A 23,371-nucleotide genomic window follows, 5' to 3' on the forward strand; every position below is an offset into this window, starting at 1 on the left:
CTTCGGTTAAGCCTTGTTGTTTGTAATCCTAATTTCATCAGAACTTGCTCGAAAAATATGTCGAATTAATCTCTTTCTTCTTTATTTTTGGAAAATATATAACATTCGGAGGGTTCCATCCTCCCACAACTAATATATTTCCATACTCATCTTTATCAACCCCATCATATATAATAAAAAAACCTTTTCCTGGAATATCTTTAGAATCCACCATCATATAATCAGCATAATATGTAGCCAATATATCATCTACATCTGTTGGATATCCACCAGTGGAACTCTTATATTCCTCCATCAATTCAATAATATAATCAGCTCGAGTTTCAATATCTATCATTACTTTATGATAATACAGCTTATAAGAAATTATTATTAATAAAAAGACAATAAATTTTTTCATAAAAATAATCCTATTTAGTAAATAATGGTGATGTTGTGTAATTCTTTATCCCTGAATGCTTACCAGTATCTTTTGCTGGTAATTGATGATAATTTGGTGCTTTCTTTGGCTGAGCTGCTTTTAACTCTTTCTCAAAATACAATTTAACCTGCTGACCAAGATTTAGATTTGATTTAGGATCAAAATATTTTGCTCCAAAAATAGCACCTTGCTTATCACTTACAAGATCTTCATACTCAAAGGCAGAATGTTTCGATATAACCATATCTGATATTTCTTGAACATAACCATGTGCTACTGCTCTATTTATAGCAGTATTCTCAATAACTCTCTTTGAAGATAAGTTATTTGCAGCTAAGTCTTTTTTATGTAAATATGAAATCCCTGCGTAAAATAGAAAATGCACCATATCTATCCAACCAGCTTTCTCGGTATAAATATATCTTGCATTTTTATTATTAAAATATGCAACACCATTAGGCTGTAATTTCTTTAAATCAAAACCAGATAATTTTATAAGTGCATCTTCAGCATCTAGGCCTTTTTTAAGACCAATTTTATTACGCGAATTATTCATCTCATCTAGAAATTCTACAATTGTCCCTGCTTGTTTCTCGTTTACAGTATTAAACTTTACTGCAATATGTGCTGCAGCAACTGACATATTGACATCTTTCCCTAATGCCGCAGCCACACTGCCGACAATCAGCTTCGTTTTATTTATCACTTCGATTTCATCTATCTCATTGCGTGTTTTATTCTTAGTGAGTAATTCACCAACTACTTCCCCAAGTGCCGCCCCTAAAGCTCCATCTGTACATTTTCCGCCTCTGCCAGCAGCTGCGCCACAACCTGCTACGGCGTGGGCGATTTTATGTGCCGCTTCTCGATACCATTTATTTGCATCCGCTTGATTCTTTATACCTTTGATGTTTTTTGCCAGCTCTGCATGGGCAGTGTCTATTAAAGCTGTGTAAATCGCATTTTCTAACGCTTTAGTAAATTTTCCGCCATTGATACCCGCTTGCACGGCAGCGGTGCTGCCCGCTTGAATCAGATTTTGGCTGAATTTATCTAAATAAAGATTGCCACTGTTTACATTAACCGTATTGGCTAATTTATCTGCAACCCCTGCTGAAACTACCGCCGTTACAAACTGTTTGGCTTGTTGGCTTGAGCCTAAATCTTTAAAGGTTTGGTTGAGGTTACCTCGGTTATTCACTAGTGATGTGGTGGCTTGAGTGGTTAGGGCTGTGAATGCCGCATTGGCTATCGGGGCATAAGCTGAACTTGCCGCAAGCCCAACAGCCGTCGCCCCTGCTCCTGCAGTAACTACCGCCATGGCAAGAGCAATAATTGCCGCCCCCGCTCCTGTTAGCCCTTGTTGTTTGTAATCCCACTGTTGATAAGCAAGCGAAACTTCTTTCCACTGCACGTTATCGTTCAGCTTTAAGTTTTTCAGATAGGCATATTCCGGCTTTTTCAGTAGGGCTTCCAGTTCATTGCGGAGTTTGCCTTTCGGCATATCCACCACGATACCACCGCTTGCATTAAACACGGGTTTACCGCCTGTGAAAGTCGGCAGGGTAAGGTATTCTTCAATCGAGCCTTTATTTTGGAAAGATTGCCATACCGTGCCTGTTTTGCGTTTGCTTTCTTCATATTGAATCGTGGTCTTAATACCCTGTAGCAAAATTTTGGCATCACCTCGGGCTTTTTCACCCACGCCTGCTTCGATTTTAGCTCCTGCTATAGTTTGGAATTGTGTGCCTTGCAAAAGAGTATCCCAGCCAGATTTTAAGTGAGCTGAGTGAGCCACTAGTTTTACTGGTAGTTGCTCATTTAAAATTTGGTTTCTTTCTTGATGATTTGAATTAGTTTTTATGCCCAAGAAGCGTTTTTTGGTATGACTTTCCGAATGCTCTTTATGCTGCTCATCAACCGCATAGAAGTTCATTTTTTTACCTGTCGCAAGGTAAATTTTGCTTTTAGGGGTGTTTAATTCTGTTGCATACATATCTAAATTATCACCTGCAACAATATGGATTCCATTTTGGGCAGAAATTACCGTCGGCACGGCATAAGCGTGTTGTTGCTCTTTTATAACCGTTGTGGTTTTCCTATTAAGTTTACCGCCGTGTTTGTAGGAATACTTATGGTAGCGATAATATTCATCCTTACCATAATCCAATACCACATCACCATAGCCCATTATATTCACCATACCATTACCAGCATTCAGCCGGCTTCCTTTAATCAAAATACTATTATTGCTGTTTGGTTGCAGTGCATTAAATGTAATGCCATTTCTTGCACTTAGCACTGAGGGTTGATAAATTGAGACATAACTATAGTCATCACCACTGCCTGATTCTGCTAAGATATGTTTACCCTGAATAGAAATTGTTTTGCCATTAGTTGAACCATAGCTATTAAAAGTAATACCTTGATTAGATTGCATTTTAACCCCTTGCATATCCAAACCGCCGGCAAGGTTAAAGGTAATATTGCCAGCATTGACTTCGCTAAATACGGGAGATTGAATATGACCACCACGATTTAATATTGCAATCATTGTAGCTAACTTAGATTTTTCTGTTTCTAAGTTTTTAATTTTTTCCTCAAAAGGTTTTATCATTTTGTACAATTGAGACATTTTTTGCAATTGGGACTCTTTTTCAGAATGCACAGGCTTTTTCCTTCCGAAATGTTTTTGTATCAATACGTTCATTTCATTTCTTACATTAATATAATCTTTATTTTTCTTAATTTTATTTATCTCATTTTCTAATACGTTATATCTGTTCTGCTTCTCATTTAAAATATAAGAAACTTTTCCTGTGCTGTTTGTATAAACAGTTTCAAATTTTAATGCACCGCCATTTGTGGTTGTAAGCACTAATGGGTTTGGCGTATTTATTTTAGCAGAATTAAATGTAATGCCATTTCCCACTAAGGTGAATTTTGCATTAGGATTCTGATTATTTTTAATTTGGGAGAGAACGGCACGATCAACTAAAATTCTACCACCTGCACTAATAAGCGTATCGGCACTGCCTGAAACTTTACTGTTAGGCTGTAATAATATTTCCCCATTCACACCACTATTTTTTGTACGTATTATTTGTTTTTCTTTTGCTTGAAAAGTACCTTTATTTTCAATTTTGCCCGATGAGTCAATTAATAATGTGGCATTACCACTTATTACCCCAGAATTTCTGACACCTACACCAAATTCATTTGTAACTAAGTGAATATGGTTAGCATACATTCCACCTAACGCTGCAGTATCAATGCCAATTTGTGGTTTGGATTTTGCCTCACCATTTTTTCCCTGTACGGTTAGAGTTTTATAATTCGCTAATTGTCCACCTGCAGAAACCAGTAATTTATCCGCTGAAATTTTGCCTTGAATTTCTATAGCACGCCCGAGCAATTGGGTATAGCTGCTATTACTGTTTAATCCTTGTTTACCGACAGTAATTTTGCCTTTCTCAACATTAATATTGCTAATCTCATTGTTTTTAAATTGCGGCGAGCCTGTAGTAAAAACTAGATGACCAATATTCTGGCTATTAGCACCGTTAATAGAAATACCAGTTGGATTTGCTATAATCACATCTGCTTGATTTCCTGCCACCTGAATTTTTCCATTAATTTGGCTTTCTTTATTGGAACGTACTTCATTTAAAATTACTTTCGCCGTACCTTTTGCTAAATGAGGATTACTGCGTTGATTATTTAAAACCACCCCTTTACTATCAACATCAAATTGTGAATATCTATTATGACTAACACCTTTATTATTCGGTGTTTGAATGTTTACAACAGGCTGATTATTATTCCCTTTTAATATCGCAGGACGTTGGGAAGGCGGAGCAGAATAATCTGCGACTATTTGAGCCATCGCGGTATTGAGATAACAGCTAGAAATAAAAAGATGAAGTGCCGTTTTCTTAAAATTACCTATAGAATGCTTTTTCATTTTTCCTCCAATTAGAAATAATAATGCGTGCTAAATCCTAATAAGGACTTATGCCTTCTTGGCTTAAGTGGTTGTGAAATAAACAGATGGTAATCAAATTGATTCGAATGAATTTTCAGATTACCACTAATGCCGACAACCCCTCCGCTTATCTTTTGTTTATTTTGTAATTTCCCAGTTTTGCCTGAAATATGTCCATAATCTAGACCTAAATATATTTGATGATTAGGAAAATAGTGCCAATGTAAATTATTTTGGCTATACCAACCACGCTCCCCCTGTATTACAGAATCACCATCAAATCCCCTTACTGTATAATAATCTCCTAAATTAAGTTTATCTTGTGGCACAAGCGGTGTTTTATTCCACTGAGAATAAAACAGGTGAGAAACAGAGAATGCCTGATTAAATAAATTAAATGATTTTTTTAGATTTAATTCGGCTGAAATAATTTTCATTCTTGCAGTACCTGTTAGAATATCATTTTCTTCATTAAATTCTTCTGGTGCTGGAATGCTGTGAAACCCCACGCCTCGTTTATAATTTAATTTTCCTTCAATACGATAATCCGCTTGTTGAATTAAATGTGACAAACTGATTTCCCATCCAGACATTTTTCTGCGTTGTACTTCAATTTCATATCTATCTAAAAATTTCTGTATCTTTGTATGCCATAATTTCCCTGATAAATTAGTTTTATGTTTACCAGTTCTAAAAATGGTTCGATTTAACAAAGTATTAAACTGGTATGTTTTACCGTTGTAATTATAATTTCTGTATAATCCTTCCGTAGCATCCGCATAGCGATTTAGGCTGTAATTAGTTTGCCATATCCAGTATCCTATAGGTAAAGAATAATGTAATGAATATCCTTTTGAGCTACTGTCAGTACGATTTCCCTGTGAATCAATTAATTTTGTTTTATGATGTCCGAGATCTTGATGATATTGAGTATAAAACAAATCATTAAACCCAAATAAACTATAAACACTCAAACTGGTCTCAGCTTGGTATCTCCCTGAATTTTTACTTCCTAAAGAATCTATTCCTATTCCAAGTTCAAACTGTTTATTTTGAATTCTATTTACAATTAAATCACTATAATTATCTGTATACGATGGTTCAATATTGATACTCGTTTCTGTATAACTCAATCTTTGAATATTTTCTAATCCTTGTTCTATATCGAATAAATTCAAAATTCTCCCTTCTTGAAGTGGAAATGCTGTTTTTCTACCCAATACTGTTAATTTATGGTTTTGGTCAATAAATTTTATTTGATTAAGATATCCGACTTGTACAGAAATATATAGTATTTTGCTATTAAGATCTTGATCATCAAAGTAAATATGAGAAGTAATAAATCCCTCTTCAATTAATATATTTTGTGCAATATCTTGAATAATTTTCAGATTTTTTTCGCCAACACAGAGAGAAGAACGAATAGAAAGTCGTTTATATAATTTAGGGATAAGAAATGAAAAAGTTTTATCGTTTGAATGATGCAACTTAATTTGATTAATTGGAAAACAAGGTGTTTCTTCAATAAGAAAATCAGAAATAGGTAAAGTAGAAGAGGAAGAATACAGCTCAGGCTCAGCGGTAAATATTTTTTCTCGTTGTTGCTGAGCTTGCATTAAACGTATGCTTTCTTGCTCTAAGCTGTCACTACTCAGTGAGTCAGGTACCAATAAGCATAATGAAAAAAGAAAGAGCAACCAACGCATATTTTATCCTCAGAATTCATTTTTGGAAAACTATAACAACCCAGCCAAATAAAATCAAATAAAAATCACTTGCAATAACGCCATTCAATGTTTGTGTCTTCTACAAAATTTGCTACTGGATTATGCTAAACTACAGCTATTTCTTCTTCATATAGGAAATACAATGCAAAAATTACTCTTTATCATCCATTCAGCCCCATACGGCAACGAATCTTTCTTTAGTGGCTTACGTTTAGCCTTGCAAATTCAGGAAACCAAACAAGCCGAAATCAAAATTTTCTTAATGTCTGATGCAGTCAGCGGCGGACTGGCAAAACAAAACCCTGCGGAGGGTTATCATCTACAGCAAATGTTAGAAATTCTTACCGCTCAAGGAGCAGGTATTAAACTGTGTAAAACCTGTACCAACGCACGCGGTATAACGGAATTACCCCTTGCAGAAGGCGTGGAAATCGGCACGTTAGTCGAGCTTGCTGATTGGACACTTTGGGCAGATAAGGTGCTAAATTTCTAATGCTGCGTTTCCTTATTATTTTGCACATTTTGCTCGCTTTTCTACCGCTTGCCCAAGCGGCTGAACGCCAACTTCAGTGCCGAGTCGTTGCTATCGCTGATGGCGATACGCTTACTTGTTTACATGAGCGTAATCAATTAAAAATACGCCTACAATATATTGATGCACCTGAAAGTGGGCAAGCCTATGGTCAAAAATCCAAACAGGCACTTGCCAGCATGGTGTTTAAAAAGCAAGTTCGTTTGCAAATTTCAGGCTATGATCGCTATAACCGTTTACTTGCAGTGGTATGGGACGGCAAGCGAAATATTAACCTTGCACTTGTCGAGCAAGGAATGGCGTGGGCATATCGCCAGACCAGAGACGAATACCGTTATGCCCAACAGACTGCACAGCAAAAACGTTTAGGGCTTTGGCAAGATAAACATCCGATCGAGCCTATCGAATGGCGGGCTAACCAGAAATCAAGCGGTCAAATTTTGCCGAAAAATCGCCAAACTGCACCGCTTGTCATCAATAACGTAAATTGTCATGTAAAAAAAAGCTGCTCACAGTTTAATGATTACGCCACTGCACTTCTCCATTTTCGGCAATGTGGCTGGCAAGAGCTCGATGGTAATAACGATGGTATTCCGTGTAATAAACTCTATCGTAAGGCACAACAACGATGATCCAACAATTTCGCCAACATTTTCCCTTTTTTACAGAACACCAAGAGTGGACTTATCTTGATTCTGCGGCAACTACGCTCAAGCCACAAGTATTGATTGATAGCACTGGCGAGTTTTATCGTTCAGCAGGCTCGGTGCATCGTAGCCAGTACGATTTGCCACAAACACAGGCTTTTGAGCAAGCTCGCCAATTAGTCGCAACACGTTTTCAGCTTGCTGATCCTCGTTGCGTGATTTGGACGAGTGGCACAACCCATTCGCTAAATTTAGTGGCACACGGTTTGGCATCTCAACTCAATACGAACGATGAAATTATTATTTCTGTTGCCGAACATCACGCCAATTTTATTCCGTGGCAACAGCTTGCCCTGCAAACAGGGGCAAAATTAATTGTGCTGCCGTTAGATGAGCAATATCAGATCGCGCCACAGACACTACGTCAGGCACTTTCTGAGCGTACAAAAATTGTAGCGTTTAATTTGGTTTCAAATGTAACCGGTATTCGCCAGCCTGCCGAAACATTGATCCCAATCATTCGGCAGCATAGTTCAGCCAAAATAGTCTTGGATCTCGCTCAAGCAGTTTGTACGGAACAAGTCGATGTGCAACAGCTTGATGCGGATTTTTACGCTTTCTCAGCACATAAAATCTATGGTCCAACAGGGGTTGGGGTATTGATGGGTAAAAAAGAAAGTTTAAATGAGCTTCGCCCACTCTTTTTCGGTGGAAAAATGTTGCAAGATATCAGTGAAAGCCATTTAAGCCTTGAAGAACTCCCCTATCGTTTAGAAGCAGGCACCCCCAACATTGCTGGCATTATTGGCTTTGGCGAGGTATTGAAATGGCTGGAAAACTGGGATTTTAGATCGCTCAATCATAGGCTCTATCAACTTGGCGAACAGCTCTACAAGCGGTTAAATAGCATCGAAAATTTGCAAATTTTAGGGGATAATCCGAAACGCACAACCTTCAGTTTTCAGATTAAAGGGCAACACCATGCCGATATTGCCGCGCTGTTAAATGAACAAAAAGTCGCCATTCGTGTAGGTGAGCATTGTGCAAAGCCCTATTTACGTTATCTCAACAAAAGTGGCACATTACGCGTTTCTTTAGCCCACTATAATACGGCAGAAGATGTTGAGCATTTGATCACCGCACTAAATACGGCTTTGGCTATCTTATGCGAAGTATAAAAAACGTTTCAATTTGGGGGTTAGGCTGGCTTGGCTTACCCCTTGCTGAACATCTACAACAACAGGGCTGGCAAGTTAAAGGCACAAAACGCAAAGTTGAACATTGCTCAATTGAAAATTATTCTTTCGATCTTAACCAATTTGCCCTCAGTGATGAGCTCTATGCAGTATTGCAAAGTGAAGCGATGATTATCACTTTACCGCCGAATACCACCACGCCCGAAAAATATCAAGAAGGTATTCAACGTTTAGTGAGAAAAGCACAACAGCACGGGCTAGTGCATTTAATTTTTATTAGTTCTACTTCTGTGTTACCGATGCAAACAGGGCGATTTGATGAAAATACGCCAACAGCACCTTCATTATTAGCTGATTTAGAACAGTGGCTACTTTCACAACCGATACATTGTGATATTTTACGTTTGGCTGGATTAGTCGGAAAACAACGCCACCCTGTTTACTATTTGGCTGGCAAACAGCAGTTGAGTGGGGCAAATCAGCCAGTGAATTTAGTGCATTTAGACGATGCCATTCACGCGATTACGTTGTTACTAGAAAAGCCGAATGGGGCGAGAATTTTTCATCTTTGTGCACCAGAGCACCCAACCCGACAAGCGTATTACTGTGATATGGCTCAGCAACTTCAGCTACCTACTTTGCATTTTTTACCAGAAAAAGACCCGCTTGAGCGCATTATCCTTGCAGATAAAATTTGTTATACGCTTGGTTTTCAGTATCGCTACCGCTCGCCTTATGATTTCAAACATGAAAACAGATCAAAAAAAGCGTGATTTACCACATTTTTTGCTAGAACAAAAAACACTTATGCGTTAATCTTCGCACCGTTTTCGATTTATTTTAAACTTTAAAATTAATAGGTAAATTTATGATTAAAAAAATTGCTGTGCTAACCAGTGGTGGTGATGCGCCAGGTATGAATGCCGCGATCCGCGGTGTGGTTCGTGCTGCATTAAGCGAAGGCTTAGATGTATGTGGTGTACAAGATGGCTATTTTGGCTTATTTCACAATAAAATTATCCCTCTTGAACGCCGTTCTGTATCAGAAATTATCAACCGCGGAGGAACATTCTTGGGCTCCGCGCGTTTCCCACAGTTCCGCGATCCTGAAGTACGCAAACAGTGTGTAGCAAATTTGAAATCACATGGCATTGATGCTTTAGTCGTTATCGGTGGTGATGGTTCTTATATGGGAGCGAAATTACTCACTGAAGAACATGGCATTGCCTGTATCGGTTTACCAGGAACAATTGATAACGATGTGGCTGGTACCGATTACACCATTGGTTACCAAACTGCACTAGAGACTGCGCTAGATGCCATTGACCGTTTACGTGATACTTCAACTTCACACCAACGCATTTCAATTGTAGAAATTATGGGGCGTCACTGTGGCGATCTCACTATTAGCGCGGCATTAGCTGGTGGCTGTGAATACATCATTGTGCCTGAAAATGGCTTAGATAAAGAATCACTCATGCGCCATATTGATGAAGGATTCCAAAAAGGCAAACGCCATGCCATTATTGCGATCACTGAATTAATGACCGATGTACACGCACTAGCAAAAGAAATTGAAGCACGTTTTGGACACGAGACCCGAGCAACAGTGTTAGGACATATCCAACGTGGCGGAGCACCTTGTGCATTTGACCGCATTTTAGCTTCTCGCATGGGGGTTTACGCTGTAGAACTCTTAATGCAAGGACATAAAGGTCGCTGTGTGGGGATCCAAAAAGAACAATTGGTTCATCACGATATTATTGATGCAATTAATAATATGCGCCGTCCCTTCAAAAAAGAAATTTTCGAAACCGCAAGAAAATTATTCTAATCAAGCTCACAAAAAATGCAGACTTATGTCTGCATTTTTTATCTGTTCAAACAAGCATTCCCTTGCTAAAACATATTGCTCTCAATTATTGACGAAACACCTTCACATTCGCAAAGCCCTGCTCTTTTAAATACAAGGCTTGTAATTTACTCATTACCCCTCGTTGGCAATAAAGCAAATAATTTTTGCTTTGATCTAACGAACCGAAATTATTTGAGAGTTTGTAGAATGGCATTATTTGCACATTCACACCGTCTAATTCAAATGGATTTTCATCGGTCTCTTCTGGGCTACGAATATCCAAAATCACATCGTTTTCACCAATTTCTGAGGTGGTATCGACTGAAATGACTTCTTGCTCGGTTTGTTGGGCAATATCACGAATATCAAGATATTGGGCATTTTGTACCGCTTGATCCAAAATTTCAAAATTGAAATTGCCTTCTTCTTGCAAAATTTTGCTTTCTACCGCTTTTACCGTTGGATTTTTAGAAATCACGCCACAAAATTCTGGCATAGATTTCGCAATATCGTCCGTCCCAATTTCTTTGGCAATGTTGATAATTTGCTCTTTATCGTGAGTAATCAATGGACGCAACACTAAGGCATCTGCTGCCTTATCAATTAAGCGTAAATTAGTCAGCGTTTGGCTGGAAACTTGTCCGAGTGCTTCACCTGTTACAATCGCTTGAATATCAAAACGTTCGGCAACTTTGCTGGCAGCACGCACCATCATTCGTTTAAGCACGACGCCCATTTGACCGTTATCCACTTTCTCTAAAATTTCGCCGACCACGCCTTCAAAATTGATCGCCACAAAACGGACTTTGTGTGATGAGCTATAACGCTGCCAGATATGATATGCCATCTGTTTCACACCAATTTCGTGTGCTGCACCGCCAAGATTAAAGAAACAGTAATGCGTACGAGAACCACGACGAATCAGCATATAACTGGATACGCCCGAATCAAAACCACCAGAAATCAGCGAAAGCACATCTTCTTGCGTACCGATTGGATAACCGCCTAGCCCTTCGTGGCGAGCTTTGATCAATAACATTTTGTCATGATCAATTTCAATCCGCACCGTCACATCGGGATCTTTGAGCTTCACACTGGCTGTTTCTACACGCTGATTTAAACCACCACCTACATAGCGTTCAATATCAAGAGAGCGAAACTCATGTTTTCCCTTACGTTTAGCACGCACGCTAAATGTTTTGCCTGCGATCTCATCTTTCACTGCCGCATAAGTTTGCTCAAAAATATCGTGCAAATCCGTAAATGGCGTTTCTTCCACTTCTAAAATATGGTGAATACCCGGTGTGCGTTTAAGCAGATCCAACACAAGCGGTGCTTCATCAGGATTTTTCGCACGCACTTCAATGCAATCCCAAAAACGGACGACTGAAACCTCTTCAGTTTCACGCAGCAACACATTACGGATATTCGAGGTCAGAATTTTAATAAAGCGTTTCTTCACCGAATCGCTTTTAATCATAATTTCAGGGAAAAGTTTAATGATAAATTTCATAATAAAAATCAAAAAATCAAAATAACAAGCGGTGCGATTTTACCAAATTTTTGCAAAAAATCGGGAAAATCGCACCGCTTGATTTAACAGAAATTAACGGCGGTATTTACCTGCCATTGCTTGATATACTGCATTTTCATTTCTTAAAATACTGTATTTCGCATCTAATAATGAAAGCAGTGAAGAGCGTTCAGTATTAATCGCATCTACCCATTCACGGAATTCTGATACACCTTGGTCATAACGGTTTTTATAGTAGCCAGTGATTTTCTTGTCATACTCATATTTTTTCTGCAAGTTACTATAACCGTGACGAGATTGTTGGTAAGCGTAATAGTAGTTGTCTATCTCATTTAGGGCTGATGTGATAGTTTGCTCATAGTTAAGTTTCACAAGCTTATAGCTTTCTTCCGAAAGATGAATATTATTTTGCACACGGTTCCAATCTAAAAACGGTAGGCTAAATGAAATGCTTCCTCCCGCTAATGGATTTTCACCGATGTTGCCAATATTACGCGCTGCACTGGTTAAACTACCACCAAGGGTAATCGTTGGAAACCAGCTATTTTCCATGGCTCTTAAGCTTTTAAACGAACCTTGCAATCGTTGCAATGCAGCAATAACATCGGGACGATTCGCGATCGCAGAGACTGGCACATTTGTATTTACCCCCTGTAATTTCACGCCTAGGATACTTGGATAGCGCACATTCAGTGGTTCATTGGGTTTTGCATTCAACAAATTCCGTAACGTTTGTTCGGTCGCCTTTTGTGCTGTCTGTAAGCTAATAAGCGTGCTTCTTGCACCTAGAGTAGCTTGAGTAGCTTGATCAACACTTAAACGATCAATTGCGCCAGCATTCAATTTATTATTCATAATTTTGCTGATCTGCTCGTAGTTTTTGATCGTCTGCTGAGTCACATTGATGGCATCTTTATAGTACGCCAAATTATAGTAGCTACTGATTACACCATTGATTATAGATAAGCGTGCAGCCTGCAAGTCTTCCTGAGTCGCTTTATGCTCCCATTCAGCTGCACTCGCCGCATCTTTTAAACGCCCCCAGAGATCAATAGTATAACTTAAATTAAATCCAAGATTATTACCGATGTTTGACGCGCCTGTTGAATTAACATTATGGCTTGCTGGACCAACACCTTTAGAGACCGAAGAAGATGCTGAACCACTAAAAGTTGGAACTAAATCTGCACCAACTAAATTGGCATTATAGTAAGCTCGGTTTACTGCGATTGCAGCTTTAGCCAAATCAATATTATTGGCTAATGCGCGTTCAATTAAACGATTAAGTTGCTGATCGTTATAGCCTAGCCACCACTGCTCTGTAACATGATATTGTCGTGTAATATCTTCATACTGCTGATAAGTTGCCTGCGCATGTTCAAGAGTTCCATCTTGTGTCATTTTTCCAGAACTACAAGCGGCAAGCGCAACAGCTAAAGCAATAGCAGAAAGCGATTTAGATAATTGCATTTTAAAATATCCTTATAAAAAACGATGGCGCGTATTTTAGCCAAATACGCTCCGTTAGACTAGCGAAAAATGAACGAACGTTCATTTTGCAAAAAATTGCCAACTTACGACCGCTTGTTAATCTGCTAATAACTGCTCAATCAACACCTTATGGCGTATAGCCTGACTAGTTTGCTTTAACCGCTCCGCAGCTAAAATACATTTTAATTCGCTTAATGCGCTTTTAAAATTATCATTAATAATCACGTAATCAAATTCATTATAGTGACTCATTTCTGATACTGCTTTTTCCATTCTAGCTGCGATGATTTCTATAGAATCCTGCCCGCGCCCGATAAGCCGCTTTTCTAATTCTGCTCGGCTTGGCGGTAAAATAAAAATGGTTTTTACATTGGGCAACTTTTCGCGAATTTGGCGCGCACCTTGCCAATCAATATCAAGAAAAACATCAATCCCTTGTTCCAAACTACGCTCAATCATCGGGAGTGAGGTACCGTAATAATTACCAAATACTTCCGCCCATTCTAAAAAATGCCCTTTTTCAATTAACGCTTTAAATTCTGCGTGATCGGTAAAGTAATAATGTACGCCATTCTCTTCACCAGGACGAGGATTGCGCGTGGTATGTGAAATAGAAAGTTGTACTTCACTACGCGGTAAATCCGCAAGCAATGCATTGATTAAAGAAGATTTTCCGGCACCACTTGGTGCAGAAATAATATAAAGATTACCTAAATTCATAATAACAATATCGTAGGAACGTATATTATACGTCCGTTTACACATAGGGCGTATGGCATACGCCCTACAATGAAGAAAGGACACCATTGTGTCCTTCAAAAATTACTGTTTCGCTAATGGTGGCACAAAAGTGATGCCTAAATCCCAAGGCTGTTCAATCCACGTTTCTTGTGGAATATCCACGACATAATCATCAACCAAGTCAGCACCTAATGGCTTAGCAAATACAGTAACAAATTTTGCATTTGGGTACATTTCACGAATTGCACGAGCCGTATTCCCTGTATCCACTAAATCATCCACGACAATAAAGCCTTCACCGCCATTAGCTGGCTGACTAGCGTGTAACACATTCAGCTCACCTTGATTATCGTGATCGTAACTAGCAATACAAACTGTTTCTACATGGCGAATGCTTAATTCACGAGCCAATACTGCAGCAGGGAATAAACCACCACGGCTAACTGCAATAATGCCTTTCCATTGTGTTGCTGGTAACAAACGCTCCGCTAATTTACGGGCATGCATATGGAACATATCCCACGTTACCACATATTTTTCATTTGTATATTTTTCGCTCATAACATTCACCTAAAAGAATAATAAAATTGCTGAATAAAAAAATTGCCGAATGATAACCTAAAAATGGCTTTCGTGCTATGATTTAACCCTTAATTTTTCATACAAGCGGTCGATTTTGCAGATTTTTCTGCCAATTTAACCGCTTGCTACTCATAAGGAAAAAAACAATGTCAGAAATTCAAACACTACAACCTCACCTGCTTTGGAAATGGTTTGATCAAATTTGCGCGATCCCTCACCCCTCTTACCATGAACAACAATTGGCTGAATTTATTCTTGATTGGGCAAAAAGCAAAGGTCTTTTTGCTGAAAGAGATAATGCCGGTAATATTTTAATTCGCAAACCGGCAACAAAAGGCATGGAAAATCGCAAAACTGTTGCACTGCAAGCTCATTTAGATATGGTACCACAAGCCAATGAGGGCACAATTCACGATTTCACCAAAGATCCGATTCTGCCTTATATTGACGGCGAATGGGTGAAAGCAAAAGGCACAACTCTTGGGGCTGATAATGGCATCGGACTAGCGTCTTGCCTTGCGGTATTAGATAGTGATGATTTAGCCCATCCAGAAATTGAAGCATTGCTTACCATGACCGAAGAAGCAGGAATGGAAGGCGTTCTTGCCTTGAAACCAAATTGGTTGAAAGCAGAAATGTTGATCAACACCGATACCGAAGATAATGGTGAAATCTATATCGGCTGTGCAGGGGGAGAAGATGCGGATCTACAACTTCCGATCCAAACTCAACCAAATCTATTTGATTGCACATTACAGATCAATCTCAAAGGCTTAAATGGCGGACATTCTGGCTGTGATATTCATACTAGCCGTGTAAATGCAATCAAACTCTTAGCACGTTTTCTAGCCGCATTAAATGCCGAAGTGCCGTTCCAAATTACTCATATCAGAGGAGGCACAGTTCGCAATGCGATTCCAAGAGAAGCAAGCGTAACGCTAAGTTATTTTGCAGAAAATCAGGCAAAACTCACCGCTTGTATTGAGCGAATTAGCCAAGAATTAAAAACAGAATTGCAATATGCCGAACCAAATATGCAATTTGAACTAAATGAATGCGAAACCCCAACTCAAATTTTTGATCAAGCCACCAGCCAAAATGTGATCCGCTTCTTAAACGTGTTACCAAACGGCATTATTCGTAATAGTGATGTGGTAAAAAATGTAGTAGAAACATCATTGAGCATCGGGATTTTAGAAACAAAAGCCGACTGCGTACGAGCAAATATCTTAATTCGCTCATTAGTGGAAAGTGGCAAAGCAGATGTGCGTGGAAAATTAACCTCACTTTCCGAACTTGTCGGGGCAAAAGCCACATTCTCTGGCAACTATCCTGGTTGGGAACCCGATCCAAACTCAGCCATTACCCCGCTCACGAAAAAAATCTACGATGAAGTGCTAGGCTATGAATCTAAAATTAAAGTGATTCACGCAGGCTTAGAATGCGGATTGATTAAAAAGGTTTACCCTGATTTAGATGTGGTTTCTATTGGACCAACCATCCGAAATGCCCACTCACCAGATGAAAAGGTGCATATTCCAGCTGTGCAAATTTACTGGGAATTGCTAACAAAATTGTTAGAACAAGTACCGAATAAATAATTTAAAAGGCTAGAGGATTGATCTGCACCCCAAAAGTTGGACTAAACAACCAACAGATTAAGGTGCAGATTTTTATGACTAAATACAACCAATCTTTTCAAACAACAAGTCATCGAGTTTTATCTTCAAAATGGTAAAAATCGGCCACTGACTCGTCAGCATTTTCAGCTTACAGATACGACATTACGACGTTGGATTCAGCAATATAATCATAATGGCATCAATGGGTTAGCTGTTTGTCAGACTAAACAGGTTTACTCACCTGAATTCAAATTATCCGTGATACAAGCGGTCAAAAATGGGCAATTTTCTGCAAAATCTGCTAGCCTCTATTTTGGTATTCCCCATTCGGGTATCATCAGCCGATGGTTACAAGTCTTTGATAAACAAGGTATAAACGCGCTATTACCTAAACCCAAAGGGCATCCACCAATGAAACCAAAATACCCCAAAATGCCTCCGCCGCCTAAACCGAAGAAGAACGTTTACGTTATCGTATTTTAGAGTTAGAAGCGGAGGTTGCTGTCCTAAAAAAGTTGCAGGAACTCAACCAAGCAAAATGCGGAAAAGCAGGTCTCGTAAAAGCCTTACGAATGCCAATTTCCTTTGGAAATTTTGTTATCGCTTATCGGCTTAAACGTAGCACGTTCTTTTATCATCTTGCTGAGAAAAGTGATAAAAATGCGGAGATTGAGCAGAAAATTGCCGAGATTTATCACGAACATCGTGGAAATTATGGCTATCATCGTATCACTTTTGTATTGAAAAAAATCTGGACAATCAATCACAAAAAAGTCCAAGCGATAATGCCAAAATTGAGATTAAAAGGGAAATGCAAACGCAGGAAATACCGTTCATATCAAGGCGAAGTCGGCAAGATTACGGCTAATCTCTTAAAACAACATTTCTTTGCAACTCAGCCAAATGAGAAATGGGTGACAGGTGTGACTGAGTTCAAATGTGCAGAAGGTAAGCACTATCTCTCGCCGATTAAGGGTTTATTTAATGGTGAAATTATCGCCTATGATTTAGCAGAAAGCCCTAATTTTGAACAGGTTACTCGAGTGATGAATCAAGCAATAGCAAGGCTGAACGGCGAAAAACCGATGTTACATTCCGCTCAAGGCTGGCAGTATCAGATGCCGGGTTTTCAAGCAATTTGCAAACAGAATGGCATAATTCAAAGTATGTCAAGAAAGGGAAATTGTTTGGATAATGGGGCAATGGAGAGTTTTTTCGGACGGCTGAAAACGGAATGTTACTTTGACAAGCGGTTTGAAACGCTGGCTGAACTTAAGCAAACTATTCACGATTACATTCACTACTACAATAATGAGCGTATTCAAGTGAAACTAAAAGGACTAAGTCCTGTGGCGTACAGAACTCAGTCCTTGAATTAAATGAGTCTAACTTTTTGGGGCAGATCAGATAATCTAGCCTTACTTTTTATAGTGATAAATCTTTAACTTCTGTTTCAGTTGTCACTTTCTTCACAGCCTCAATGCCTTTTTGACAAGACTGCTTACTTGAATATCCTTCACCACCAGTTGCGATCACTTGATGATTACCCGCTTTTAAGCGCCAACGAAATTCGCCTCGTACATCTTTGTAAATTTCAAAATACATTTTAGTACCCTCTTGTATAAAGACTAAGCAAAAGTGCTTAGAGCTACTAGCTTATAAACAAGGGAGGAAAAAAGCAAGAGTTGCGTAATCTTTATTTGTAACCCTTTTAAATTCCTGAATGCTCCTTTTTCCTAGCAAAGTAAAGCTTTTGCTGTTCAGAAAGATAAATTACAAAAGTTAAAATTTGGCTTCTACACAATTATCTTTTTAACTGTTTGACATATGTTTCAATTAAATCGCCTGTTTTCACTTGCAGCATAGATGCACAACGGGATTTTACCTGCTTAATTACAGCATTAACTTGATCTAGATTTCGTTTGCCATATTGTTTAACTAAATTTTCCTGTAATTGTTCATAGTTTATATAGGGACATTCTGCGGCATCCTCCAAACTAACATCTGCTACTCGATATATAGGAAATGAATATATAAACCCATTTCCAAATTCAGCAATCTAAAATTGCTTCCATTGAATTAAAAGCAAATTGATTCCCATAAAAATAATTCTTTTGTAATATGTTAGCAAAATCAGAAATAGGCAGCTTTACAATATCTTCATAACTAGAAATAGGATTTTTAGCCGCACAATATTCCTCTTCTTTCTTTTGGAACATTTCTCTTATTCGCTCAGCCTCTTGGCGATATGCGATAACTTCGGGTTTATTGCTACTCCCCTTACGGGAAGAAGGCTCGGGAAATGGGTTAAGGGTTTTCCTATACTCTGCTAAAATAGCCATTGCTTCTGAAGCCTGCAAACTATTCTCTCTACCACAGCCCAAAAACTTCATCAACTCAGGTGGATAAGGTGTATCTACATTAGCAAATACAGCAGGATTTAAAAAAAAGAACATTGAAAAGAAAAAATTAATTTCTTCATAATAAGCTCCTAAATAAAATTACGTTTTAGATAATCAACAAGGCATTTAGCCTCACATTTATTCAATTCATCATAATAATCTTTAAGATATTCTGATAACTCTGATTTTTTAATCCAAATAGGTGCTATTTTATATTGCTGCGCAAATTCTTTAACCACATCAACCGTTTTATCCCTTACATGAGATGGCGTAACAATAAGATCACATTTCGCTTTTCTAAATGCCCCTAAATTATTGCTTACTGTTTGTTCATCATCACCATCTAAAGCAATTCCTATCTGAACGCCATTAACAGAAATAACAACAGAACGACATTCGCCCAAAATAAGTTCAGGCTGAAGAAAATGAATAACATTTTCTAACATCGTAGTTTTACCACGATTCGCAGCAGCATAAATAACAACAAGCTCCATAACTCTCATTCTCCTATATTTCTGTTATATTTTGATAGGCATTGATTTGTTCTAGTTGTATAGCAAGTAGAATAATAGGATTATCCTATTTTCTGATTATTATTTATTCACTTGCATAAAAACCAACTTTTGCAAATTTCAGGCATAAAAAAACTGCTTGTATTCTCTTCTTGAATACAAACTGTAGGCTAAAATTTTGCGGACGCATCGCATCCCTACACTTGGAATTTTTACACTCCGGCTAGAATTGCTCATTTGTAGGGGAATACATCGTACGCCCAAATGGAACATTATTAAACAAGCGGTTTGTTTCTTCTAAAAATCTGCAAAAGTGTAGCGGATATGTAGCAGATACAATAAAACATTTCGGATAACCCAAAACATCCATAAGCAAAAACCCCAAGCCTTGCGACTTGGGGTCCCTTAAATAATACCCTGATGTTGCCCTACTCTCACATGGGGAAACCCCACACTACCATCGGCGTTACTGCGTTTCACTTCTGAGTTCGGTATGGGGTCAGGTGGTACCACAGCACTATGGACATCAGGAAAATCTTCGATGATTTCTGTCCGTTATATTGTTTGTTCTTTCTTCGTTAAATTTGAAACAAGCTAAATTCTGATTCTTCGTTCTTGTGCTTTCTTTTCGCACACTCTGTTAATTCCTCAACCGTTCCGATGTTTTTGTTTTATCTAAAACGCTTGAGGTTGTATAGTTAAGCCTCTCGGGCAATTAGTACTGGTTAGCTCAATGTCTCGCAACACTTACACACCCAGCCTATCTACGTCGTAGTCTCCAACAACCCTTACTAGCTTATAGCTAGGGAGAACTCATCTCTTGGCAAGTTTCGTGCTTAGATGCTTTCAGCACTTATCTCTTCCGCACTTAGCTACCCGGCAATGCGTCTGGCGACACAACCGGAACACCAGTGGTGCGTCCACTCCGGTCCTCTCGTACTAGGAGCAGCCCCAACCAATTCTCCAACGCCCACGGCAGATAGGGACCGAACTGTCTCACGACGTTCTAAACCCAGCTCGCGTACCACTTTAAATGGCGAACAGCCATACCCTTGGGACCTACTTCAGCCCCAGGATGTGATGAGCCGACATCGAGGTGCCAAACACCGCCGTCGATATGAACTCTTGGGCGGTATCAGCCTGTTATCCCCGGAGTACCTTTTATCCGTTGAGCGATGGCCCTTCCATTCAGAACCACCGGATCACTATGACCTGCTTTCGCACCTGCTCGACTTGTCTGTCTCGCAGTTAAGCTTGCTTATACCATTGCACTAACCTCACGATGTCCGACCGTGATTAGCAAACCTTCGTGCTCCTCCGTTACGCTTTGGGAGGAGACCGCCCCAGTCAAACTACCCACCAGACACTGTCCGAGACCACGTTTCGTAATCTTCGTTAGAACATCAAACGTTAAAGGGTGGTATTTCAAGGACGACTCCAACAATACTGGCGTATCATCTTCATAGTCTCCCACCTATCCTACACATCAAAATTCAATGTTCAGTGTCAAGCTATAGTAAAGGTTCACGGGGTCTTTCCGTCTAGCCGCGGGTACACCGCATCTTCACGGCGATTTCAATTTCACTGAGTCTCGGGTGGAGACAGCCTGGCCATCATTATGCCATTCGTGCAGGTCGGAACTTACCCGACAAGGAATTTCGCTACCTTAGGACCGTTATAGTTACGGCCGCCGTTTACTGGGGCTTCGATCAGGAGCTTCTCTTTCGATAACACCATCAATTAACCTTCCAGCACCGGGCAGGCATCACACCCTATACGTCCACTTTCGTGTTTGCAGAGTGCTGTGTTTTTAATAAACAGTTGCAGCCAGCTGGTATCTTCGACCGGTTCAACCTTCATCCGCTAGGGACTACAATCTACGCCGGCGCACCTTCTCCCGAAGTTACGGTGCTATTTTGCCTAGTTCCTTCACCCGAGTTCTCTCAAGCGCCTGAGTATTCTCTACCTGACCACCTGTGTCGGTTTATAGTACGGTTTATAATAACCTGAAGCTTAGTGGCTTTTCCTGGAAGCGTGGTATCAGTTACTTCATCTCCTTAGAAACTCGTCATCACTTCTCGGTGTTAAGAAGACCCGGATTTGCCTAAGTCTTCCACCTACCAGCTTAAACAGACATCCAACAGTCTGCTAACCTAACCTTCTCCGTCCCCACATCGCAGTTATTACAAGTACGGGAATATTAACCCGTTTCCCATCGACTACGCTTTTCAGCCTCGCCTTAGGGGCCGACTCACCCTGCCCCGATTAACGTTGGACAGGAACCCTTAGTCTTCCGGCGAACGAGTTTTTCACTCGTTTTATCGTTACTTATGTCAGCATTCGCACTCGTGATACGTCCAGCAAACCTCTCGATTCACCTTCTTCCGCTTACACGACGCTCCCCTACCCAACAGACTTTCGTCTGATGCCGCAGCTTCGGTGCTATATTTTAGCCCCGTTACATCTTCCGCGCAGGCCGACTCGACTAGTGAGCTATTACGCTTTCTTTAAATGGTGGCTGCTTCTAAGCCAACATCCTAGCTGTCTAAGCCTTCCCACTTCGTTTCCCACTTAATATAGACTTTGGGACCTTAGCTGGCGGTCTGGGTTGTTTCCCTCTCCACGATGGACGTTAGCACCCACCGTGTGTCTCCTGAGTATCACTCTTCGGTATTCGCAGTTTGCATCGGGTTGGTAATCCGGGATGGACCCCTAGCCGAAACAGTGCTCTACCCCCGAAGGTGTCCGCTCAAGGCTCTACCTAAATAGATTTCGGGGAGAACCAGCTATCTCCCGGTTTGATTGGCCTTTCACCCCCAGCCACAAGTCATCCGCTAATTTTTCAACATTAGTCGGTTCGGTCCTCCAGTTAGTGTTACCCAACCTTCAACCTGCCCATGGCTAGATCACCGGGTTTCGGGTCTATACCTTGCAACTATTCGCCCAGTTAAGACTCGGTTTCCCTACGGCTCCCTTATTCAGTTAACCTTGCTACAAAATATAAGTCGCTGACCCATTATACAAAAGGTACGCAGTCACCCCGAAGGGCTCCCACTGCTTGTACGCACAAGGTTTCAGGTTCTATTTCACTCCCCTCGCCGGGGTTCTTTTCGCCTTTCCTTCACAGTACTGGTTCACTATCGGTCAATCAGGAGTATTTAGCCTTGGAGGATGGTCCCCCCATCTTCAAACAGGATATCACGTGTCCCGCCCTACTTGTCGTTAGCCTAGTACCACCAGAATGTTTTTAGATACGGGGCTATCACCCTGTGCCGCTGAGCTTCCCAACTCATTCTCCTAACATTCAAGCTATCACTAACTGGCTCTTTCGCGTTCGCTCGCCGCTACTAACGAAATCTCGGTTGATTTCTTTTCCTCGGGGTACTTAGATGTTTCAGTTCTCCCGGTTTGCCTCATTATCCTATGTATTCAGATAATGATAGTAGGTTCTTCACCTACTGGGTTTCCCCATTCGGATATCTTGGATTAAACGCTTCTTATCAACTCATCCAAGCTTTTCGCAGATTAGCACGTCCTTCTTCGCCTCTGATTGCCAAGGCATCCACCTTGTGCGCTTAGTCACTTAACTATACAACCTCAAACATTTTAAGAATCTTAAACGGTTTAAGATTAAATAACATTAACAACTACACTTGATTGCTTTTGTTCAATCAAGATTTTGAACTACTCAGACTTTCAATTTATTCGTCATTTACTCTCGTAAACTTAACGAACTTGAAAAATCTCTCAGTTTTCAGCTTGTTTCCAATTTTTTAAAGAACATCAGACAATGGCTTTCGCCTATCATCATACCTAAAATTGCAAAAATCTTGGCATTTTCTACCGCTTGCAACCTTAGGTATGATGATTGGTGGAGATAAGCGGGATCGAACCGCTGACCTCCTGCGTGCAAGGCAGGCGCTCTCCCAGCTGAGCTATATCCCCAATTTCATCTTTCCGTTGTGTTCACTCATATGGTAATGAGTGGTGGGTCTGAGTGGACTTGAACCACCGACCTCACCCTTATCAGGGGTGCGCTCTAACCACCTGAGCTACAGACCCAACGGATGACCTTCGGTTTGTCTTTCATATCAAACAATCTGTGTGAACACTTGCAGTCGTTT

General features: G+C 39.9%; 18 protein-coding genes, 2 tRNA genes and 2 rRNA genes. 8 read left to right on the forward strand and 14 right to left on the reverse strand.

From position 1 onward, the window contains the following. Positions 1-37: 37 nt before the first annotated feature. The 3 genes from F542_RS06865 to F542_RS06875 are packed head-to-tail and all read right to left on the reverse strand — an operon-like array spanning position 38 to position 6,112. Positions 38-400: a hypothetical protein gene (locus F542_RS06865; protein WP_025267167.1), complete on the reverse strand. Its 363-nt coding sequence runs from the start codon at positions 398-400 to the stop codon at positions 38-40. 10 nt (positions 401-410) lie between these two features. Continuing rightward, positions 411-4,385 carry a two-partner secretion domain-containing protein gene (locus F542_RS10775; protein ID WP_015432229.1) on the reverse strand — a complete coding sequence of 1,325 codons (3,975 nt, stop codon included), beginning with the start codon at positions 4,383-4,385 and terminating at the stop codon, positions 411-413. Positions 4,386-4,396: 11 nt separating this feature from the next. Further along, positions 4,397-6,112 (reverse strand): ShlB/FhaC/HecB family hemolysin secretion/activation protein, encoded by a 1,716-nt coding sequence (locus F542_RS06875; RefSeq protein WP_015432228.1) that lies wholly within the window; start codon positions 6,110-6,112, stop codon positions 4,397-4,399. A 163-nt stretch (positions 6,113-6,275) separates the two neighbouring features. Between F542_RS06875 and F542_RS06880 the strand changes: the two genes are divergently transcribed. The 5 genes from F542_RS06880 (at position 6,276) to pfkA (ending at position 10,342) form a co-directional block, all read left to right on the forward strand. After that, positions 6,276-6,626: a DsrE/DsrF/TusD sulfur relay family protein gene (locus tag F542_RS06880; protein ID WP_015432227.1), complete on the forward strand. Its 351-nt coding sequence runs from the start codon at positions 6,276-6,278 to the stop codon at positions 6,624-6,626. Next, positions 6,626-7,297, forward strand: coding sequence for a thermonuclease family protein (locus F542_RS06885; protein WP_015432226.1), 672 nt, complete (start codon positions 6,626-6,628; stop codon positions 7,295-7,297). The genes F542_RS06880 and F542_RS06885 overlap by 1 nt, the downstream gene beginning before the upstream one ends. Further along, complete coding sequence (locus tag F542_RS06890) at positions 7,294-8,490, forward strand: aminotransferase class V-fold PLP-dependent enzyme (RefSeq protein WP_015432225.1); 1,197 nt, start codon at positions 7,294-7,296, stop codon at positions 8,488-8,490. Before F542_RS06885 ends, F542_RS06890 begins: the two co-directional genes overlap by 4 nt. After that, entirely contained in the window at positions 8,478-9,281 is an 804-nt protein-coding gene (locus F542_RS06895) for a Rossmann-fold NAD(P)-binding domain-containing protein (RefSeq protein ID WP_015432224.1), read from the forward strand. The genes F542_RS06890 and F542_RS06895 overlap by 13 nt, the downstream gene beginning before the upstream one ends. 95 nt (positions 9,282-9,376) lie before the next feature. Next, on the forward strand, positions 9,377-10,342 hold the full coding sequence (gene pfkA, locus F542_RS06900; RefSeq protein ID WP_015432223.1) for a 6-phosphofructokinase: 966 nt from the start codon (positions 9,377-9,379) through the stop codon (positions 10,340-10,342). A gap of 85 nt (positions 10,343-10,427) precedes the next feature. Here pfkA and thiI read toward each other — a convergent pair whose 3' ends face one another. The 4 genes from thiI to gpt all read right to left on the reverse strand — a co-directional run bounded on the left by thiI (position 10,428) and on the right by gpt (position 14,690). Further along, the gene (gene thiI / locus F542_RS06905; protein ID WP_025267169.1) at positions 10,428-11,876 is read right to left on the reverse strand and encodes a tRNA uracil 4-sulfurtransferase ThiI; all 1,449 of its coding nucleotides are present in this window, start codon (positions 11,874-11,876) and stop codon (positions 10,428-10,430) included. Between the two features lie 93 nt (positions 11,877-11,969). Further along, complete coding sequence (tdeA, locus tag F542_RS06910) at positions 11,970-13,367, reverse strand: toxin/drug exporter TdeA (RefSeq protein WP_015432221.1); 1,398 nt, start codon at positions 13,365-13,367, stop codon at positions 11,970-11,972. Between the two features lie 117 nt (positions 13,368-13,484). Continuing rightward, positions 13,485-14,108, reverse strand: a complete 624-nt coding sequence (gene gmk, locus F542_RS06915; RefSeq protein ID WP_015432220.1) for a guanylate kinase — start codon at positions 14,106-14,108, stop codon at positions 13,485-13,487. A 102-nt stretch (positions 14,109-14,210) separates the two neighbouring features. After that, positions 14,211-14,690 (reverse strand): xanthine phosphoribosyltransferase, encoded by a 480-nt coding sequence (gpt, locus tag F542_RS06920; protein ID WP_015432219.1) that lies wholly within the window; start codon positions 14,688-14,690, stop codon positions 14,211-14,213. A 167-nt stretch (positions 14,691-14,857) separates the two neighbouring features. On the opposite strand from gpt, the gene F542_RS06925 reads away from it, so the two are divergent. The 3 genes from F542_RS06925 to F542_RS10920 all read left to right on the forward strand — a co-directional run bounded on the left by F542_RS06925 (position 14,858) and on the right by F542_RS10920 (position 17,712). Further along, positions 14,858-16,312, forward strand: coding sequence for an aminoacyl-histidine dipeptidase (locus tag F542_RS06925; protein ID WP_015432218.1), 1,455 nt, complete (start codon positions 14,858-14,860; stop codon positions 16,310-16,312). Between the two features lie 279 nt (positions 16,313-16,591). After that, complete coding sequence (locus tag F542_RS11230) at positions 16,592-16,816, forward strand: helix-turn-helix domain-containing protein (RefSeq protein WP_407636806.1); 225 nt, start codon at positions 16,592-16,594, stop codon at positions 16,814-16,816. After that, a complete protein-coding gene (locus F542_RS10920; RefSeq protein ID WP_407636813.1) occupies positions 16,810-17,712 on the forward strand; it encodes an IS3 family transposase in 903 nt (300 codons plus the stop codon). The genes F542_RS11230 and F542_RS10920 overlap by 7 nt, the downstream gene beginning before the upstream one ends. 46 nt (positions 17,713-17,758) lie before the next feature. Here F542_RS10920 and F542_RS06935 read toward each other — a convergent pair whose 3' ends face one another. From F542_RS06935 to F542_RS06970, 7 genes are all read right to left on the reverse strand, one after another. Then, complete coding sequence (locus F542_RS06935; RefSeq protein ID WP_015432215.1) at positions 17,759-17,938, reverse strand: YegP family protein; 180 nt, start codon at positions 17,936-17,938, stop codon at positions 17,759-17,761. A 446-nt stretch (positions 17,939-18,384) separates the two neighbouring features. Beyond that, positions 18,385-18,789 (reverse strand): hypothetical protein, encoded by a 405-nt coding sequence (locus tag F542_RS06945; protein WP_025267171.1) that lies wholly within the window; start codon positions 18,787-18,789, stop codon positions 18,385-18,387. A gap of 35 nt (positions 18,790-18,824) precedes the next feature. Further along, positions 18,825-19,229: a hypothetical protein gene (locus F542_RS06950; protein WP_015432212.1), complete on the reverse strand. Its 405-nt coding sequence runs from the start codon at positions 19,227-19,229 to the stop codon at positions 18,825-18,827. Between the two features lie 433 nt (positions 19,230-19,662). Then, positions 19,663-19,778: ribosomal RNA gene (gene rrf, locus F542_RS06955) — 5S ribosomal RNA — on the reverse strand. A gap of 163 nt (positions 19,779-19,941) precedes the next feature. After that, positions 19,942-22,836, reverse strand: a 23S ribosomal RNA gene (locus tag F542_RS06960). Positions 22,837-23,116: 280 nt separating this feature from the next. After that, a tRNA-Ala gene (locus tag F542_RS06965) sits at positions 23,117-23,192 on the reverse strand. Between the two features lie 40 nt (positions 23,193-23,232). Then, positions 23,233-23,309: transfer RNA gene (locus F542_RS06970), tRNA-Ile, on the reverse strand. Between the last annotated feature and the right edge of the window lie 62 nt (positions 23,310-23,371).

Source organism: Bibersteinia trehalosi USDA-ARS-USMARC-188 (assembly GCF_000521725.1).
In the GTDB taxonomy this organism is placed as follows: domain Bacteria; phylum Pseudomonadota; class Gammaproteobacteria; order Enterobacterales; family Pasteurellaceae; genus Bibersteinia; species Bibersteinia trehalosi.

Coding starts and splice junctions, on each gene's coding strand:
- F542_RS06865 (WP_025267167.1), bottom strand. CDS start 400: ATGAAAAAATTTATTGTCTTTTTATTAATAATAATTTCTTATAAGCTG.
- F542_RS10775 (WP_015432229.1), bottom strand. CDS start 4,385: ATGAAAAAGCATTCTATAGGTAATTTTAAGAAAACGGCACTTCATCTT.
- F542_RS06875 (WP_015432228.1), bottom strand. CDS start 6,112: ATGCGTTGGTTGCTCTTTCTTTTTTCATTATGCTTATTGGTACCTGAC.
- F542_RS06880 (WP_015432227.1), top strand. CDS start 6,276: ATGCAAAAATTACTCTTTATCATCCATTCAGCCCCATACGGCAACGAA.
- F542_RS06885 (WP_015432226.1), top strand. CDS start 6,626: ATGCTGCGTTTCCTTATTATTTTGCACATTTTGCTCGCTTTTCTACCG.
- F542_RS06890 (WP_015432225.1), top strand. CDS start 7,294: ATGATCCAACAATTTCGCCAACATTTTCCCTTTTTTACAGAACACCAA.
- F542_RS06895 (WP_015432224.1), top strand. CDS start 8,478: ATGCGAAGTATAAAAAACGTTTCAATTTGGGGGTTAGGCTGGCTTGGC.
- pfkA (WP_015432223.1), top strand. CDS start 9,377: ATGATTAAAAAAATTGCTGTGCTAACCAGTGGTGGTGATGCGCCAGGT.
- thiI (WP_025267169.1), bottom strand. CDS start 11,876: ATGAAATTTATCATTAAACTTTTCCCTGAAATTATGATTAAAAGCGAT.
- tdeA (WP_015432221.1), bottom strand. CDS start 13,367: ATGCAATTATCTAAATCGCTTTCTGCTATTGCTTTAGCTGTTGCGCTT.
- gmk (WP_015432220.1), bottom strand. CDS start 14,108: ATGAATTTAGGTAATCTTTATATTATTTCTGCACCAAGTGGTGCCGGA.
- gpt (WP_015432219.1), bottom strand. CDS start 14,690: ATGAGCGAAAAATATACAAATGAAAAATATGTGGTAACGTGGGATATG.
- F542_RS06925 (WP_015432218.1), top strand. CDS start 14,858: ATGTCAGAAATTCAAACACTACAACCTCACCTGCTTTGGAAATGGTTT.
- F542_RS06935 (WP_015432215.1), bottom strand. CDS start 17,938: ATGTATTTTGAAATTTACAAAGATGTACGAGGCGAATTTCGTTGGCGC.
- F542_RS06945 (WP_025267171.1), bottom strand. CDS start 18,789: ATGTTCTTTTTTTTAAATCCTGCTGTATTTGCTAATGTAGATACACCT.
- F542_RS06950 (WP_015432212.1), bottom strand. CDS start 19,229: ATGGAGCTTGTTGTTATTTATGCTGCTGCGAATCGTGGTAAAACTACG.